The 15,784-nt window shown below is 47.4% G+C and carries 14 protein-coding genes; 3 read left to right on the top strand and 11 right to left on the bottom strand.

Annotated elements, in window-relative coordinates; all coding sequences use genetic code 11:
* Positions 1–82 precede the first annotated feature (82 nt).
* The 5 genes from HPY27_RS16450 to HPY27_RS16430 form a co-directional block, all read right to left on the bottom strand.
* Positions 83–997 carry an NAD(P)-dependent alcohol dehydrogenase gene (locus tag HPY27_RS16450; protein WP_174225464.1) on the bottom strand — a complete coding sequence of 305 codons (915 nt, stop codon included), beginning with the start codon at positions 995–997 and terminating at the stop codon, positions 83–85.
* An 84-nt stretch (positions 998–1,081) separates the two neighbouring features.
* The gene (locus HPY27_RS16445; RefSeq protein WP_174225463.1) at positions 1,082–3,742 is read right to left on the bottom strand and encodes a winged helix-turn-helix domain-containing protein; all 2,661 of its coding nucleotides are present in this window, start codon (positions 3,740–3,742) and stop codon (positions 1,082–1,084) included.
* A gap of 289 nt (positions 3,743–4,031) precedes the next feature.
* Positions 4,032–4,469 carry an SRPBCC family protein gene (locus tag HPY27_RS16440; RefSeq protein ID WP_017250816.1) on the bottom strand — a complete coding sequence of 146 codons (438 nt, stop codon included), beginning with the start codon at positions 4,467–4,469 and terminating at the stop codon, positions 4,032–4,034.
* 87 nt (positions 4,470–4,556) lie between these two features.
* A complete protein-coding gene (locus tag HPY27_RS16435) occupies positions 4,557–5,318 on the bottom strand; it encodes a DUF4253 domain-containing protein (protein WP_017250815.1) in 762 nt (253 codons plus the stop codon).
* Positions 5,319–5,447: 129 nt separating this feature from the next.
* Positions 5,448–6,563 (bottom strand): serine hydrolase domain-containing protein, encoded by a 1,116-nt coding sequence (locus tag HPY27_RS16430; protein WP_017250814.1) that lies wholly within the window; start codon positions 6,561–6,563, stop codon positions 5,448–5,450.
* Positions 6,564–6,906: 343 nt separating this feature from the next.
* On the opposite strand from HPY27_RS16430, the gene HPY27_RS16425 reads away from it, so the two are divergent.
* Positions 6,907–7,473, top strand: coding sequence for a DUF4062 domain-containing protein (locus HPY27_RS16425; RefSeq protein ID WP_017250813.1), 567 nt, complete (start codon positions 6,907–6,909; stop codon positions 7,471–7,473).
* A 161-nt stretch (positions 7,474–7,634) separates the two neighbouring features.
* On the opposite strand, the gene HPY27_RS16420 is transcribed toward HPY27_RS16425, so the two are convergent.
* From HPY27_RS16420 to HPY27_RS16405, 4 genes are all read right to left on the bottom strand, one after another.
* Positions 7,635–8,123: an imm68 putative immunity domain-containing protein gene (locus HPY27_RS16420; protein ID WP_174225462.1), complete on the bottom strand. Its 489-nt coding sequence runs from the start codon at positions 8,121–8,123 to the stop codon at positions 7,635–7,637.
* A 78-nt stretch (positions 8,124–8,201) separates the two neighbouring features.
* The gene (locus tag HPY27_RS16415; protein WP_174225461.1) at positions 8,202–9,875 is read right to left on the bottom strand and encodes a DUF6138 family protein; all 1,674 of its coding nucleotides are present in this window, start codon (positions 9,873–9,875) and stop codon (positions 8,202–8,204) included.
* Positions 9,876–10,327: 452 nt separating this feature from the next.
* Positions 10,328–11,308, bottom strand: coding sequence for a BtrH N-terminal domain-containing protein (locus HPY27_RS16410; protein WP_174225460.1), 981 nt, complete (start codon positions 11,306–11,308; stop codon positions 10,328–10,330).
* Positions 11,292–11,864 carry a PadR family transcriptional regulator gene (locus HPY27_RS16405; protein ID WP_174225459.1) on the bottom strand — a complete coding sequence of 191 codons (573 nt, stop codon included), beginning with the start codon at positions 11,862–11,864 and terminating at the stop codon, positions 11,292–11,294. The genes HPY27_RS16410 and HPY27_RS16405 overlap by 17 nt, the downstream gene beginning before the upstream one ends.
* Before the next feature lie 896 nt (positions 11,865–12,760).
* On the opposite strand from HPY27_RS16405, the gene HPY27_RS16400 reads away from it, so the two are divergent.
* Complete coding sequence (locus HPY27_RS16400; protein ID WP_174225458.1) at positions 12,761–13,636, top strand: hypothetical protein; 876 nt, start codon at positions 12,761–12,763, stop codon at positions 13,634–13,636.
* A gap of 62 nt (positions 13,637–13,698) precedes the next feature.
* On the opposite strand, the gene HPY27_RS16395 is transcribed toward HPY27_RS16400, so the two are convergent.
* A complete protein-coding gene (locus HPY27_RS16395; protein ID WP_174225457.1) occupies positions 13,699–14,136 on the bottom strand; it encodes an SRPBCC family protein in 438 nt (145 codons plus the stop codon).
* 64 nt (positions 14,137–14,200) lie between these two features.
* The gene (locus HPY27_RS16390) at positions 14,201–14,635 is read right to left on the bottom strand and encodes an Lrp/AsnC family transcriptional regulator (RefSeq protein WP_174225456.1); all 435 of its coding nucleotides are present in this window, start codon (positions 14,633–14,635) and stop codon (positions 14,201–14,203) included.
* 148 nt (positions 14,636–14,783) lie between these two features.
* On the opposite strand from HPY27_RS16390, the gene HPY27_RS16385 reads away from it, so the two are divergent.
* Positions 14,784–15,761, top strand: coding sequence for an oxidoreductase (locus HPY27_RS16385; protein WP_174225455.1), 978 nt, complete (start codon positions 14,784–14,786; stop codon positions 15,759–15,761).
* The last annotated feature ends 23 nt before the right edge of the window (positions 15,762–15,784 follow it).

Below are 15,784 nucleotides of genomic sequence, written 5' to 3'. Positions count from 1 at the left end.
GTAATGTCCGAAAGTCAGTCTAAAACATTATTTTCTTTGAACAAGAGTTGCCCCCTTTGTCTTTCATTTTGGCACAATTTCATCATGTTCTAACCTTGATCACGACATTCCCCTTCTTCCGCCCTGTCTCCACATACTTATGTGCCTCCGATACTTGTTCCAGCGAATAACGTCTATCAATAACCGCTTTTATCTGCCCTGCCTCCATCAGCTCTTTAAGAAAATCCAAATCCTCCGTTCGCACCTTTGCAATCCCTTGCCCATCCACTGTTAGGAATAACCCGTCCGGCGCCAGTGCTTTTATGCAATGGGACTTCGTTACTTTCCCAACCGCATCAAATACAATGTCATACCGCTCTTCTTTTTTCGTAAAATCTTCTTTCGTGTAATCGATGACGTTATCGGCTCCCAACGATTTCACCAAATCTAAATTGGCAGAACTACACACTGCTGTCACCTCAGCCCCAAAATACTTGGCAAGCTGTACCGCGGATGTCCCTACCGATCCAGAAGCCCCGTAGATCAGCACTTTTTGTCCCTTTTGCAGCTTTCCTTTTCGAAAAAAATGCAAGGCGGTCGTTCCCCCGAAAGGAATCGCGGCGGCTTCTTCATGTGTTACGTTTGTCGGTTTTAACCCCACGATTGCGTTTTCCTTCAGACTGATGTACTCCGCATGCGCCCCGCATCGCATCCCGCTTAATGCATAGACGTGGTCGCCTTTTTGAAATCGCGTTACATGTTTTCCGATCGCTTCGACTTCCCCAGATAGCTCGACACCGAGAATAGGATTTCGCGGTTTGGTGAGACCGAGCACAAGGCGCATGGGAATCCAGAGCAAGAACGGACTTTTGAAGGCTCGTATTCTACAGTCTCCAGATGTAACTGTTGTTGCATGAACTTTTATCAAGATTTCATTATCCTTAGGTCTAGGCTTCTCTACTTCTCTTAGCTCCAAAACATCTGGTGATCCGTATTTCGTGCATACCACGGCTCTCATTGACATCCTCCTAACCTGTACTTTGCCATGAGTATAGCGGGAGCACGGTATTGCTATACAGATACTTAAGTATTGTTTTGAAATTTACAGCAAGCCCAACTGGCGAGCCCGTGCAACTGCTTCCGTACGCCGCTGTACCTGCAGCTTGTCAAAGATATTCCGGTTGTGCCCTTTCACCGTACTGAGTGCGAGGAACAGCTGCTGGGCAATGTCACGATTCGATAATCCTTTTTCGATGAGCTGCAAAATTTCAAGCTCTCGCTCACTAAGTGGCTCGATCAGGGAATCAACATGGTGGGGCAGATTCGAATTGCCTCCTTCCCTTTTCGGCTCTTCCTCTTTCCACTCCGCAAGTAGCTTTTCTCTATAACGTGGCATCGTTTCATAGACTTCCGCATCACACAATAACCTTTTCATCGGGATACCTTCGTCGACAAATGTACGAATGAAGCCACCCGGCTCCGCTATTACCAAAGCGTCTTTCACCATTTGCGCAGCTTTTGCTTGATCACCATGCGTATGCAGAACAACCGCTAGTAAAAGCATGATCTTGAGTCGTTCATCCTCTAACTGTTTTGCCCTTGCCTGCTCGAGTAATGGTTCGAGCACCGCAAGTGCTGCGGACGTATTTCCCTGTGCCAGAAGTACACGGGCTTGGAGCAGGGGAAGGTCGTGCTTCTGTGCCAATCGGGCTGCCGCTGTCAGGTTGTCCTGCTGAAGTAATAGAAGGACTTGTGCTTCGGCAATAGGAGGCATCTGCATGATAAAGCCATGCTTGCGAGCAACATGCTCAGCATTTGCAATCATGGCAGCCGCTCCACTAACGTCTCCTTGTGCTAGCTTCAGTCTAGCGAGAAACACCTGCGTTGCCACGACTCTGTCCGTTTGTTCCAGCTGACGTGCTAATTGAATGGACTGTTGACCATGATGTTCCGCTGTACGCAGGTCGTTCCATTCATAAAAAATCCGGGCCAGGCCTAGATGCGATTCACAAGCAGCTGGTAAGGGAGGAGAACCAGCCAATTTTCGTACATGCTGATAAGTCTCAGCCGCCATATGGAGCTGATTATCTGCCTCTTGTAGCTTCGCTAGTCCAATCGTGGCCATCATGGTGATCATGACATGGCCAATCTTCTCACTGTTTGATAATGCCTCCTGGTAAGCCTTACTGGCTGCGATACGATTCCCTTGAAGGTGATAAGCATACCCCAGCGACCAAGTAGTGGCTGTGCGAACTGGCAAGTTGTCAGGATGCAGGTACTCTAAAGCTCGCTTGGCCTCGGCCATGATGTCCTCTGATTGATGCTTGCTCACAGCCAATGTGGCGCGTATAGCAGCGATATGCCCAAGAGTATCTCTGGACCTGGCCTCTTGTTTCAAACCTTGTAATGCTTTTTCAGCGGCTACCAATTTTGATTCAACGCCAGTCACTTGACCAGTCATCAGCAAGGCAGAGGCGTACATCACCCACAGCGCGGGTCTTGCATCCAACTCCTCGTGTGATAACGACTCCAGCCAGTTCCGTACTGGGATTACCCCTCCACGAAAGAGCAGCGGCATCCTCTCTCCCTCAACCAGTCGCGCTGCTCGTGATGTATCATTGGCGGCCACTGCATGGTAAAAAGCTTCCATCTCCAGACCAGTGTCTTCATACCAAATGCTTGCTCGGGTATGTAATTCTGCGAGAATACGTTCGCCCTCTCCTGTTGTCGATGAAAAACGCTGATGGAGCCTCTGCCGTAGTAAATCAGCAAAAAGATGGTGATAGCGGTACCAACGCCGCTCGCTGTCCAGCGGAACGATAAACAAATTGGCTCGTTCGAGGAATTCTAACGTTTCCTGGCCTGAACCTGAACCGATACCACTTTCGCCAAAAATGGCGTCACAAAGAGGACCGGACAATCGGGCGAGGATGGATGTATGCAGCAAGAATGCTTGAATGCTTGCAGATTGCTGGGTAAGTACTTCTTCCACCAGATAGTCAAGGATAAAATGGTGACTGCCGGAAAAAGATCGAAGGTAGGTTGCGATATCTATTTGTTCTTTCATGGAAAGAGCCGCTAACTGTAGACCCGCAATCCAGCCTTCTGTGCGGGCTTCGAGCAGAGCGATGTTTTCCGGTGATAGCTCTAAACCCATCACTGTCTCCAGAAATTCTGCTGCTTCCGAGTAGGTAAAGCGCAAATCGGACGCGCGTACTTCATTCAATTGGTTCCGCACACGTAACCGAGCGATAGGCAGACGCGGTTCCTCACGGGTCGCAATTACCAGATGTATTTGCGGTGGCATGCGTTCAAGCAGGAATGAGATGACAGCATCGAGTGGCCCCGTTTTCAATACGTGGTAATCATCGAAGACTAGAACAAAAGGGTTGGGTACTGCGATTATTTCATGAAGCAGAGTCGTGATCATCGATTCGAGTGGTAGAGGTTGAGGGGAATGGAGCAAAGGAAATATGCCCGCTCCAATATTCGGGTCAATGTTTTGTAGAGCTGTGAAGAGATATGTAAGAAAACACGCAGGGTCATTATCCCCTTCATCCATGGAAATCCAGGCGAAGGGTCGATCACCGCTAGCGAGCCATTTACTGACAAGTGTCGTTTTCCCGGAGCCTGCTGGTGCTGAAATGACCGTCAGTTTACGGTTTAGCCCCTCGTTTAACTGCTCGATCAGTCGATGACGGGTAACGGTCTTCAACCGTGGCGGGGGCATATACAGTTTGGTGGTTACAATTGGAATTGTCATAAAGAAATTATAAGGATCGCCGTCTCTAAGCGTCAACTCCGCCGACTTTGTGATTTACTCTCTGCTTTTTTCAAGTTGCTCGATACTCGGTATTGGCCGATTTTCCTGATCAGATCATAAGGTAAAGGCTGATTGATCGGAAATGGCAATGTTCCTTTCGACTTGTGATAATCCTTCACTTCCTCTTTGAACTCCTTATTCCGCTTGAATGCCTTTATTATCTCCCAAAACGTGCATGACACAAAAAAACACGCCGAGCTGGCGTGTTTTCGTTTTGGTGGCAAGGATGCTATTTCGTTATACGTTTTCCAATAGCCTCCACGAGCTCCCTCGTTGTCTTCGGAAGATTGGATTTTAGAATGGAATTGATCATGGGGCCCTTCACACCATGGGCGGTGATATCCAGACACCCCGTCATTTTCGTCCGCGCCTCACCCAGTGCCTTCGCTTTGAAATAACCCTCTCCGGTAAAATTCCCGCTGATCCCTGTCAGGTTGAACCTCACCTCAGTTGGCGGAGTCCATTCAGTGATATCCACTTGCAGGCTGATCGTTTTCTTCATGATGCCGATTTCGCCTGTAAACGTCCAAGCGACACGACGTTCATTGATTACCTCGTGGCTGATGTAGCCAGGTACCAGTGGAACCCAATTCTCCACTATACTCACAAACTGCCATACCGCCCCGATGGGCAGGTTCAGCTCCACATCATGTATTCCTTGAGGCATGATTTGCTCATTCCTTCCCCCAGTGTTCTTTGGTATCTTGTTATGTTTATTGTAGGAACACGGGAGATATTTCAGGAATATGGCGAGCTAATCCCACCAAAAAAACCACACATCCTGTTTCATCAAATAATCGGCATAATGCCCTAAGGAAGGAAACTCATCCAAGACGTACTGACAAAAGATGAAATGCTCTTGTGCCAGCTTTAGGGCCTCCTGGTAGGTCTGTGGTCTTGAACCGGCTTGAAAAATCCAAGCGTCCTCTGTCACAGCGAGAATCCTGATCCCATATACCTCCTGCCAGTGCTTTACGATAACGGACTGGTAAACGGGCAATGGGCATTCATTAAAGCCGCCCATTGGAATCCACAACGGCGCTTCATAACCAGATGCTAGCGGCAATTCCAGGACAATCAAGGCGTCATCCTCTAATCGATCCTGTACCCATTCTTCACTGATTTGAAAGGACTCCGTCTCTGTTTCACTTAGTTGTTCATCGATTAGCTCCTGGCCTTCCCATATCAGAGAATATGCCCGATAGATATCTTCAAAGTTCTTTCCATCCAAATTTTGTAGCTCGGATGAAATGTCTGTATACAAAAGTCGAGATTTTACAATTCGCCGAAAGACATCCTCTACGGATAGATGATGAACTTCCTCTAGCTGGTTATGTACATAATCAGAGAGTGATCCTTCTTCATCCACAGCTTCTTCTATCATCTCTAATATATTAAAACTAGGTAGGACCAAGATACTGTGCTTATCTACCTTTGTAGCAGGTACCGTGAAATCCTCCGCAGCAACCACTTCTATGTCACATTTCTTTAGGTAATTCGACAACTCTTCTACCATCGTCACACCTCTTTTTTGTTGTTTTGTTCAAATCATAGGATTACTCCTCTATTTTACTTCAATTTCCATATACAGTGGAAATGAACAAAAAGCAAAAAGAAAAATGCTTGGATTCCCAAGCATTTATGTTTACTTGTCAATATTGGAAGCTTGACGGGGTTTTGCCTTCGCTAATTTGCGCAGCACATGAAAAAAGAGATAGTTCATCCCTTTTGCTTGATACGTAGTCTGATTGAAGCTCCCGATCAGATATACCTCCCTATTGGGAAAATAAAGCATGTAGCTGCCACTCGCCCCTAAGTGACCCCATCCCGTATACTTTTGCGTGAACGGAAGAAAACGCATCCGCATGAGTCCATAGCCATAATCCATGCCGATCCGCATGTTGTTCCACTGCTGCATGATCTCGAGCGTTTCTTTTTTAATCATCTGATTCTGGACGAGTGCTTTCATGAAACGCAGCTGATCTTCCATTGTACTTACGGTTTGCCCTCCCGCGTAAAAACTGCTGAAGCTGCGATAGTTTTCTACGTTTATTTTTATCCTGTCCAAATGTAGATGGGCTACCGGATGCTCACTTTTGCTGACGGGATTGGAATACTGAGATAAATAAGAGTGATTCATTTGAAGGGGGTTAAATATGTAGTCATGGAGAACTTCGTGGTATGGTTTGGCAGTAACCTTTTCAATCACGAGCCCTAACAGATTGTACCCTGTGTCTGTATAATGAACGCGTTTCCCGGGCTCAAAGTGCGGCTGTAAGTGCTTTTTCGACCATTGTATGGTTTCTTGCGACGTCCAATAGCGTGAAGAATCCTCCAGAATCTCTTCTAGGAATCCTTTCCCTCCCTTCGGCTTTTCTTCAAAGAAATCTGGTAATCCAGAAGTATTGTTGAGTAAATGCTTGATCTGAATTTCGTTTGTGTAATCTTTTCCTTTCCAGATGTGGAGATCTTTTCGAATCTCAGTCGGTAAATAGTTGGCAATGGGGTCGTCAAACGTAACGAGACCTTTTTCTGCTAGGATCGATACGATAACAGCCGTAAAAGCCTTGCCCACACTAGCCGTGTGATAGGGTTGATTCGGGTTGGCTGTCCCCCCATCAGTATTGCCAGCCGCTATTGGCCAGTGGATATCCAGCTTATCAGAATGGATTAATAAATAGACATTGTGCAGTTGTGGATCAGAAGCTACTTTGGCCTTCAGGTTGCTCTCTATTTCACTCCTTATGATTTCATTGCTCATTTGTCTCCCTCCCACCTCATTTATCAGCAAGGACTTATGCGCCCGCTATTGATAAGCTATGTGCATTCTCTTGCCAATTATGAGCATAGGAATGAATAAGCTCGGTATCGAATAACAATACCGAGCTTTCTTCCAAAATACTCTACGAATTTCTCCTTACTCTTTATTTATACTTTTCGCATAGGTTGGATAACTAACAAAGGTAAAGAAAAAAATTGGCTAATTTAGAAGTCTTTGAAGAATGAAAAAACACAGATCAGGAAATAACGATTCACTTCACTGGAAAATAAAGTGAGTGAGTGGTAGATTCTATTTATACTAATTCTTTAATTTGGGTGGGTCTATGAGAAAAAAATTGCAAATTTACATATCGTCTACTTACTACGATCTTATTGAGGAAAGACATACCGCTGTTGAAGCCGTACTTCAAGCTGGTCATATCCCTGCTGGAATCGAGCAATTTTTCAAGGAAAGTCCAATGAAAATTAGGAAGAGATGGATCGACGAGTCCGATGTATATATCCTGATTCTCGGAGGATTCTATGGTTTAACGCTTCCTGATGAATCCAAGAGCTATACACAGTGGGAATATGAGTATGCCGGAGAAGCGGGCAAACCTAGATTTGCTTTTGTTGTCACAGATGAAGCATTAAGACAAAAGCCATACGACTTCGCAGCAATTGAGTACTATCAGAAGTTTCAAGAGTTTAAGCAATCTGTCATGGAACAAATTCCTACTTATTATGTTGAAGATGTACGGCACATTAAAATGGTACTTCGTGATCAATTGCCGGAGTATGCAGCAAGAGACGATTTGTACGGCTGGTTTTCCGGTAAGGATGTCCCGGACGTTCAAAAGCTGTTGGAAGAGAATGCAAGATTAAAGGCGGAGTTGGAGAAAAAGAAATGAAAGAGGGGCTGGCACAACCAGCCCCTTTCTTCCGTCTTCCATTAATATTCTAATGGTCCTCGCCAGCTTAGTGTTCTGCCTGGCAAACTTAAACGCCAACCATCTTTATTTGTAATGACCCATCGCCATATTCAAAGGATCGTTATCACAAACGATGTAACTTATACCAGCTCATCTGCGATTATTTTTGCCTTTTCCGCAAGCTCTCTCATATCATCGGCCGGAACAAGCTCGGCTAATTCGTAAGCCAGCGGATCACGTGAAAACTTATACAATTCATCCCGAAGCAGGTTCCTTTTTTCTTCAGAGGCATCTATATAAAGTTTGCACGGCTGCCTATCCTCATCCAAATCATGCAAATCGACATAGCCTGATTTTTGAGACTCCAACACAATGGCTGAAAGATCGATTAGAGCTGAGCAGGCAATATCAAGTTCTGCTCGAAACATGCCGTTAGCATTTTTTATATCAAATCCAATACTTCCGCCGTTTTTCAAGTCTCCCTCGGAAAGCAGAACATCCAGACCCAAGTCCTTTAAAATCTGATTGAGCGTCACATCCGTTGCGTCCAATTGTTCCAAATAGTCTATTAATGCCAGTGAATCATCGGAACCGCCAATTAAATCTCCCCACCATTTACTTATGTACATGTTCTTCTCCCCCTTTCTTTTATGCATTGTAATTATCCATTAAGCCTACGTTTCAATGCCGCTTTCACCGAGCCACCATCAGGCTATACCCGCTGCCTTTAGCAGACGAATGATAAGCTCCTTGCGCGTTCCCCGCGCCTTGCGAGCCAATGCAGCCAGCTTCTCCGCCTTGCCCCAGATCGGGTACAGTACCCGCTCTGCCTCGTCATCCGACAGAGTCTCTATTTGCTGTACGAATAGCGACAGCTTGTCTTCGCTTTCCAGCTCCGGCTGAATCTTCAGCTTTAGCGAATCATGGGAGCGTAGCAGGCAGGCGATCAAGGTCGGAGTCGAGCGTTCCGTTATGCCATAGGTTTCGGCAAAAACGACTGTGAACTTGTCATGCACCAGCTGATGCTCATCATCCACAGAGTCCATGTAAGCTTCAACAAGCGGAAAATACCGATCGGACGCAAGCCCCAGCCCGAACACAGCATAACTGCCCGGCATTACGCTTCTTTCGCTTTCCGTATCCTCGTACCATTCATACTCTTTCATCGCCTCTCGAGCGTATTCCTCCAATAAAGGATGTAGCTCGGAATAAGCCAGAGCATTTGCAAAAAATCGGTGCGTGTCCGATTTGGCTAGCCCCTTGATGGGTAAATTCTCTCTCACGCTAGATTTTAACTTGATTTTATAGCTTTTCGGGAAGTCCTTTCGGAGCAGGGAGAGAATAAACGAAATCGCCCGCTCGTACGCCCCGGCTTCTTCCTTGCGAATAACGATTGTGAAGAGGGAAAAAACATCGTTAGCCTTGCATTCGACCGATTCATGACGCATATGGACGTCTTCTTGCGAGAAGCTGTCGCTGCCCTCCTTCAGCATACGCGCGGCTTTACCGCTACCAAGCTGCTTCGCCAGCTCCAGAAAAGTCTGGCCCATGAATTTGTTGAAGTCCGGCTCGTAACGAATAATCATCACCGCTCCGTACAACAGAAGGTCGATAGGCTGATTCGGTTCATCCTTATTCTCAAAAACAGCATCCGGCTTGATCACATACTCATTGGTCCTGTATTCGGAACAGGTGACGTCATAGTAATGCGGCAAAAATACATTCTCGGCCCAGTCGGTCAAAGCCCTAATGATATCTCTTCGATGCTCCGCGAGAGTCTCAACCCGTTCTTTATTCAACTCCTGAATCCGGTCAAATATAGCTATCGTCTTTGCGACTTCCGGTTCGGGGAATAAATACGGATCCAGCAGATGGCGCGCCAAAAAGAAGGTTTCCCGCCTGTTTGTCGGGTAAGAGCCCTTCTCCAGTTTTTCCTCCATATAGGACTGAATTCGCTCCAGAAGCTGCCGCTTTTTCTCTTCATATACAGTTTCCAGCACCGTTAATTCCACAAGCCCGTCCATCGTTGCGAAGGTTCCTTGGAAGGTAAAACGGTAGTTGATCAACGCCGACGTTTCCAACTTGTCCAGCCTCTCCCTTACGATTTCCGCCAGCAGGGGCTGAACCTCATGCAATATCTGCTCCCGCGTAAAGGGTGAAGCTTTCATCGACTTTTTGCCTGCGGCACTCCCCACAGATTTCGAACTGTCAACCCTAGTCCTGCCCGGCCGATAATCCAGCATGACAAAGTTAAAGATGCCTACTTGCAGCGTGGTGCGTAAGACCACTTCCTCTGCGTCCTTTCGATTCTCCTGTTCGTCAAACCATTTATGAATGGCTGTTTTCATCTCTCCCAGCGCTTCTTTCTGCAATTCGTTCATTGTCTCCCGCCTTTTCGCTTGTTCCATCTTTTCTCAACATAATCATACTATGGAAATGGAAAATCTTGTTGAAACTATATACCTCTCCCTGAGATCGGCTAAAACTCAATCCTTAGTCCGTTCCTTTATATCAATAGCAAAAGGGAGAACGCCATAGAGGTCGTTCTCCCTGTTCAATCCAGTCAGCCCTACTTAAATTTGAGGAATATTCTGACCTACCTTTTTGGTGGTATGCCTGGCACATATAGTATCTTCGGTAAAAGGGCACATTTGAAGAAATGCCTGAAAGAAACGGCAAACACCCAGAAATTATTTCAATAGAATTATGGGAGAAAGTCCAAGCAATAAATGACCTGCACAAGAATAAAATCCGTGTGAGGTGCTTAAGCTGACACTCGGTAAAAGCATGCGTGCCGAAAGGAATGATTGCGTTCAATGTAAGTATAAGGCTATCACAACAATAGCTCCATGGCTGCGCGTTCTTTATCCGCAATCTCGAGCAACAGCTTAGACGCATGCACGAGCTCTTGGTGATCACCTGTTCTTCCTGCATGGTCGATTGAAGCAGAGACGCTAACCCACATGGGAGCGATCTCTGTAAACATACAGTGGGCTTGTTCGATCCTCGGGTCCTCCAGCCGATCAGCACAATCTCTCAAATAATCCCTATATAGATTCCGAAATAAAGCGCCGCCGGTTCCCGCCCGCTCCATTAGCGTCGCGGTAAGACATAAATCATGTTCGAAATTGTTGCTGCGAGAAGGCCACTTCAAGATTTCATTGCTCATTTTAACAATGCCCTCATTGCCAATATTCCGAATGGGTGGGTTCAGATAGTCATGCGCATTCATGGTCAAGGATTCGCGTATAGCAGGAACAAGCGGAAGCAATGCGTCTCTTGGCTCGATCGTAAAGGAACGATTCCGGGAGCTCATGGGTCCCTTTGCATTTCTGGCAGCGGCCAAGCTTGTCAAACGCGTCTTCACAAGTCCACCCTGTTGTCTGGTGTCCGCCATGTAGGCGTATTCGTCATCTAAACCGTAAAGTACCGCATAGTGACCGGCGAAGTGCACTTTGTTCTTAAAATAATCCAAGTAATAGGCATCTAATTTAAGCCCAACCGGAATGCCGTGTTCGATGCTGCTTCGGACGTTCTGCCACGCCTTATTGACGGACGAGGTTTCTTGATATCTGACGTTCAAGCCGAGTCGTTCGGCGAGATAAGCGGTCAGTTTATCCGGTTTTATCCTTCCTCCGATGAAGGGGAAGTCCATTCCCTTCGAATCCCAGTATATGAATCCAAGCCCTTGCCCGAGTCCGAACAACATCGGCTCAGACAAGCGGACTCCCGCATATTGCATTAAATTGCCCATGGCGGTTGTTTCGCAATGTTCGCCTTGATAAGGAATGAAACCTTCAATAAATTTGCCCATGTCTACTTGCCTCCTCCAATAATTCATGTATTAAACGGCTAACGAACGCTTGCTCGCTCTCGATTAAGCTGAATGGATGCAAGAACAACGCCCTTACGTTCAGCGGCAAGCTAGCTCCGCCTTGTGATTCGTACTTCTGTCTTATTTTTATCAAGGTTTGTCCAAGAAAATCCAGTCGTTTCCGTAAAGCAATGACGGCCTCTTCCTTCCCGATATGGGGCAAAGCGGCCAAACCGAGATCGAAGCGGTTGTCACGTTCCCGTGTAGACGACAGACTATCAAGAATTTCATTTCTCAGCTCACGTATACCCACTTCGGTGAGGGCAAACCGGGTAGGCGTTGGCCCCTTGCCGGATTTCTCGTCGGATGTCTCAGGCGAGATCCATCCTTTATCGCTAAGTTTCTTCAATCCTGCATAAATCGAAGTTGTACCGATATTCGCCCATTCTTTATAACCTCGCTGCTCGACTAACTTCATAATATCGTATCCGGAAGCTTGACGATGTTCCGCGATCATTTGCAGGAGCATGAATTCGACATTCGATAATGTATGCATAGAGAGACTCCTTATCTTGAGTATTTCATATATGGAATATAACGTAGGTGTAATAAAAATTCAATAACCGAATCTGCTAGAAAACTACAGCTTGAGAATGTTCAAATCAGGAACTGAAGAACTTCCGAATGTACGGGTCTTGAGGCGGCACTTGAGCTCGCGGCATTGACCGATCATGCCGATCTTTTTTTATACCCAGGTGATCAACACTACTTTGCGGAAAGACAGTTAACGGAGAACGTTAGTTCAACAAAACAGCGGCGAATAAAGGCTTTATTTTATAGCCTTTTTCCGCCGGACTACTATCACTATCGTCTTAATCTGCTGATATAACTACGATCAAACACTATTTTTTTTCTGATTGTGTGTACCATCAATTGTGATACGGCTCTCCGCGCTTGATCTCGTTAGCTTGTACCAGCGTCGCTGACACCACCCGCAAAGTATCAGAAGATGATAAGAGAAACTTATTGATAACCTCGTTATACACGAACTGCGCATCAGTGATCCCAGCTTTGAATATACCTCAAGTGATTTACGACTTTCATGGGGGATCGGATTGTTCCTTACACCAAACGAATATGAAAGCAGGTATCATCGATCGGCAGCTTTGACACACGGTGGCATTTACAGTGGACAAAAATTATGGAGGGGAAGGTGTGTATGGCTAACTATAATCGGCGTCAATACGAACGAATAATATCTGACAGATTAATGGAAAAGGGATACTTGATATCTAGATCTTCAAATGATGTACCCAAATACAGTATTCATGAAGAAGAAATACAGAAAGGGAAGCAACTCCTCCATTCTATAGTTGATCGACCCGGCCGTGCCTTGGGGACTCCCCCTCCGCCGTTCGAGGTGCGAGAATCTTCCTCGGGAGGGCCATGCCGATGAGGGATGCTACGGAGGGTCAGCAGGAGCACATCGAGACGCTGCCGCTGTTCTCCACCACGGACAAGGACGGACGGATGACTATGCTCCTGCCGGGACGTCGCGTCGGACGCGCGGCTCCGTTGCTGCCGTGGCTGCTCGCAGCCGCTGCACTGTGGGCGCTGACAGGCTCCGTGCCGTTCGGTGCCCTGCTCGGCCTGGCGCCAACACCGGCGATCAGCATGTTCCTCGGTCATCCGGTCACGGTGGGCGTCGCCGTGGTACTGTTGTTCTTCGCGATCGGTGCGACTGGCGGAGTGTACTCGCGAGCGGTCGAGCAGTTCGGACAGACCAGGGTCGCCGGCTTGTTCGTATCGCTCGCAGTCTCAGGAGGACTCGTCACAGACGCGGGAGTCCTCCTGCTCTGGACGCTGACAAGCGATCCGTCGCGACCATTCGACCTCGAGGCCATCGCAACGTCGCCGACGATCCCGCCAGAGCTCGGCGCCGTCGTCGGAGCCGGCTTCGCCCTCTGGGCCGCCATCACGCTCCTGCGGTTGCCCGGGTCGATCGCCCACGCCCGGCGGCGTCAGACGGACATCGCTCGCCTCCGCGTGGAGGGCTCGTCATTCACCGGGACGCTGACCGACGTGAGCTTCGCGAACCGCTGGCTCTTCGATCTCCCGATGTTCACGGTCGAGGTAGGTTACATTGTCGACGGTGCTCCTCGTGTCGTCTCAGCGCACATGCGCACCAGCGCCGACCGCGTCCCTGTCGTCGGCTCGCGCATACTCGTGCTGACCGACGATCGCGGAACCACACACTTGGAGCTGGACTCGTCCAATGGAGCGACATTCGAGCCAGACGTAAGGAAGTACGCCGCACCGGACGGCTGATGCTGCTGCCCTGACCCCTTCAACAATGGACGTCAGCGTCTATTCAAAAGTTTTTATTCCCTCTACATCAAAGAGACCTTTTGCCTGATTTCATTCAGAACTTCTTCCCAATGAAGCTTCATTTGCTCTCGTGTATTCTCATGATCCAAATTCTCTTGATGAAAACTAATTGTCGTTCGGTCAGCCTTGTCGGATAGCAGCCGGATTTGCAGGGTGGACGGCTTTTCCCAATCCTTCATCGACCACTTTAAACGAAACTGCTGGAGCGGCTTTACAACACGAAACTGACCCGATATTCCTTCGCTGGAAATAAAGGTCTCCCCCTCCCTAAAGGTAAGGTTCGATACATGACCAAGCCATAATCTCACCCCTTCGGACGAGGTTAAAAACGCCCATGCCTGCTCTCGGGTAATGGGCATCGTCCTGCGTACACCTACTTGGAAGCCTGTCGATGCCGTTTGACCAACAATTTTGCGTGATTCGGTATTTTGATCCTTCATCGGAACACCTCTTCGATCATATTTGTTAGCACTCATTTTTCATGAATGCAAAAATTGCGTTTTTTCACTCCGTACTTGGAACCAAACTTTTATTCTCGAATGGTTTCGAGAGAACAATTAAAGGCGTTGAAAATCCGTAAACGTGGCATGTATCCAAAAAGGCAGCCAGTGACTCGGTACTCTCAGTCAGCACCTTCATCAAATAATTGTACTCCCCGCTGATCCTGTAGAGATCGACAATCTCAGGTGCTAGTTCGCAGAATGCAATGAAATCCTTACACACACTCGTTTTAAACAGTACAAATGCAGTCGTGTGCTTGCCGAGCTTCTGGGGAGAAAGCTCCGTCCGATAAGCGGTTATGACGCCTTGCTCCTCCAACTTTCGCACTCTTTCCGTTACAGCTGGCTGCGACATCGCAATCATTCGGCTCAACTCGGAAATGGGAATCCGGGCATTATCGTGAAGCACTGTCAAAATTTTATGATCGATTTGGTCCATCCGCACAGCACCTCATTTTTCGAAAGTGGGATACCTAAAACAAATAAAAATGTAAGGTAAATGACTTGAAATCCCTTCAAAAACTTATGTAAATTGTAAGCATTCTCCCATAAAATGTCACTCATAAACAGAAGAGGAGAATGAGAACATGACATTTACCGTAAACGAACCCATAAACATTGGCAACTTGCGCTTAAAAAACCGACTCATCATGTCGCCCATGCAGCAGTATCGGGGAACTCCTGAAGGTTTTGCCACGGACCATCATATCGAATTTTACAGCCGTAGGGCCAAGCATGTGTCTCTGGTGATTGTGGAATCGACCGCCGTCTCAGCCAACGGCAGACTGTTTCTCAACGACATCGGCATTTTTACCGACCAACATGTGGAGCCTTTGCGCAAAATAACAGAAGCTGTTCACGCAGAGCACACCCCGATCTTCCTCCAGTTGTCGCATGGCGGAAGGAAGGCTTCGCCTGATGTAACAAAGCAATTGGTCGCTCCAAGTGCTATTGCGTACGATGATTACTACGGGACCCCTAAGTCGCTGTCTCTTGCCGAAATAAAGAGCATCGTCGAAGAATACCGTTTGGCTGCAAAGAGAAGTATCGAAGCAGGCTTTGATGGCATTGAACTTCACGCGGCGCACGGCTGTTTGCTTCACCAATTTTTATCGCCTTTGTCCAACACGCGGACGGATGCCTATGGTGGCACTTCCGAGAACAGGGCACGATTTTTGAAAGACGTACTTCTGGCGATTCGAGCCGAAGTGGGACGGGAATATCCAGTTATCATCCGTGTTTCTGCCACAGATTTTGTCCGAGGCGGTCTAACCCCAGAAGACTGGGTGCAAATGCTAAAGCCCATTGAGTCCGAATTGGATGCGATCGATGTCTCAACAGGGGGGCTGCTCCCGATCCAGCCTAGTGACGTCTATACGGCTTATCAGTTGCCTCATGCAGCTGCGATCAAACAACATGTCAGCATTCCGGTCATTGCCGTGGGAAAAATCTATAGCCGCAGTCTTGCCAATCGAATTCTCGAAGACCATCTCGTCGATAGTGTCGCGATTGGTCGCCCTCTCTTGGAAGACCCTGATTATGCAAAACGTCTTTTATTTGCCTAATCGACACAGGAATGACCCCAATT

The organism is Brevibacillus sp. HB1.1, from assembly GCF_013332445.1.
GTDB classification, from domain to species: domain Bacteria; phylum Bacillota; class Bacilli; order Brevibacillales; family Brevibacillaceae; genus Brevibacillus; species Brevibacillus porteri.
This window is presented reverse-complemented; position numbering and strand designations above follow the sequence as displayed.

Coding starts and splice junctions, on each gene's coding strand:
- HPY27_RS16450 (WP_174225464.1), bottom strand. CDS start 997: ATGAGAGCCGTGGTATGCACGAAATACGGATCACCAGATGTTTTGGAG.
- HPY27_RS16445 (WP_174225463.1), bottom strand. CDS start 3,742: ATGACAATTCCAATTGTAACCACCAAACTGTATATGCCCCCGCCACGG.
- HPY27_RS16440 (WP_017250816.1), bottom strand. CDS start 4,469: ATGCCTCAAGGAATACATGATGTGGAGCTGAACCTGCCCATCGGGGCG.
- HPY27_RS16435 (WP_017250815.1), bottom strand. CDS start 5,318: ATGGTAGAAGAGTTGTCGAATTACCTAAAGAAATGTGACATAGAAGTG.
- HPY27_RS16430 (WP_017250814.1), bottom strand. CDS start 6,563: ATGAGCAATGAAATCATAAGGAGTGAAATAGAGAGCAACCTGAAGGCC.
- HPY27_RS16425 (WP_017250813.1), top strand. CDS start 6,907: ATGAGAAAAAAATTGCAAATTTACATATCGTCTACTTACTACGATCTT.
- HPY27_RS16420 (WP_174225462.1), bottom strand. CDS start 8,123: ATGTACATAAGTAAATGGTGGGGAGATTTAATTGGCGGTTCCGATGAT.
- HPY27_RS16415 (WP_174225461.1), bottom strand. CDS start 9,875: ATGAACGAATTGCAGAAAGAAGCGCTGGGAGAGATGAAAACAGCCATT.
- HPY27_RS16410 (WP_174225460.1), bottom strand. CDS start 11,308: ATGGGCAAATTTATTGAAGGTTTCATTCCTTATCAAGGCGAACATTGC.
- HPY27_RS16405 (WP_174225459.1), bottom strand. CDS start 11,864: ATGCATACATTATCGAATGTCGAATTCATGCTCCTGCAAATGATCGCG.
- HPY27_RS16400 (WP_174225458.1), top strand. CDS start 12,761: ATGAGGGATGCTACGGAGGGTCAGCAGGAGCACATCGAGACGCTGCCG.
- HPY27_RS16395 (WP_174225457.1), bottom strand. CDS start 14,136: ATGAAGGATCAAAATACCGAATCACGCAAAATTGTTGGTCAAACGGCA.
- HPY27_RS16390 (WP_174225456.1), bottom strand. CDS start 14,635: ATGGACCAAATCGATCATAAAATTTTGACAGTGCTTCACGATAATGCC.
- HPY27_RS16385 (WP_174225455.1), top strand. CDS start 14,784: ATGACATTTACCGTAAACGAACCCATAAACATTGGCAACTTGCGCTTA.